The sequence below is a fragment of the Phyllobacterium sp. P5_D12 genome, from assembly GCF_054049495.1.
Genome location: NZ_JBFUMG010000900.1, coordinates 1 through 1,226 on the forward strand (window position 1 = coordinate 1; position 1,226 = coordinate 1,226).

General features: G+C 59.8%; 1 protein-coding gene and 1 pseudogene. Both read right to left on the reverse strand.

Translation table 11 applies throughout. The features are described 5' to 3' along the window. Positions 1 to 902 (reverse strand): beta-ketoacyl synthase N-terminal-like domain-containing protein (locus tag ACXJ5O_RS27455; RefSeq protein WP_457302670.1); only part of this gene is annotated, 902 nt, incomplete at its 3' end. 193 nt (positions 903 to 1,095) lie between these two features. Beyond that, positions 1,096 to 1,226: pseudogene (locus tag ACXJ5O_RS27460) on the reverse strand (TetR/AcrR family transcriptional regulator); the annotation flags it as partial.

The following is a 1,226-nucleotide window of genomic DNA, read 5'->3' on the forward strand; positions in this document are numbered from 1 at the left end:
ATTACAGCCTGGGCAATGGCGATCTCCATGGCTCTGCGCGCACCATCTCCGCCTTCGGAACCCGGTGTCATGCGATGGGCGTCGGCTGTCGTACCGTATCCGACGAGTTCGGCAATCGGCGTGGCGCCGCGAGCAAGCGCATGGCTCAGGGCTTCGATGACCAGGATGCCGGCTCCTTCTCCCATGACGAAGCCATCACGCATCATGTCAAAAGGGCGCGATGCCCGGCTCGGCGTTTCGTTGAAGCCGGTCGACAGAGATCGAAACGCGGCAAAACCACCGAGACGGACCGTATTCATGCAGGCTGCTGTCCCGCCGCACAGGGCAATCTCGGCTTCATTGGATCGGATAAGTCTGGCAGCATCGCCGATCGCCTGAACACCGGCCGCGTACGCTGTCACCGGTGCGCCAACGTGACCTTTGAAGCCGAACCGGGTCGATGCTTGCCCCGCTGCGAGGTTGACAAGAAACGACGGCATGGGGAAGGGCGAATGACGACGTACGCCGCGTTGATCGACCGTGCGAACCGATTCGGTAATCGGGGGAAAGCCGCCGATGCCCGAATCAATAATCGTCGCGGTTCGCAGCCGGTCCTCATCGGAAATTGGCTTCCACCTCGCCTGGGTGAGCGCCTCTTCAGCGGCCGCCAGTGCGAAGAGGAGGAACCGGTCAACCTTGCGTTGGTCTTTCGGAGCCATGACCCTGGCGGGGTCGAAGCCTCCTTCAGGGTCTTCGGCGAACGAGGGCACAACTCCACCTATTTTGGAGGGGAGATCTCCGACCACATCGTCGCCGAGTCTCCGGATACCGCTCTGACCCGCGAGAAGGCGCGACCTGGAGATACTGACATTCGCTCCAAGGGGACTTACAGCACCCATTCCTGTAACAACGATACGGCGCATACGTTTTCCGCCTGTCTTCTCATTGATATTACGAGATCTTGAGCTTTCTGGACGATGATGCGGCCAGCGTCCGTTCTCAAAACATGCAGTTTGCGCAAGGGGTCAAAGGGCGAGCTGTTGCCCGCACATTGAGGCAGCAGCTCAAACTCGGGCCCTGATCCGCATCAGAGATCATCGAACCCGGCTGCGCCTATCAGGCGACATCATCACCGCTTGCAATACGTCTGACTTCCCCGGCGGCTGCGTTGAGAACCCCTCGCGACAAATCCTCTTCCTTAATGAGGCGCGATAGCGTGACAGCACCCACCATCAGAGACAATATCG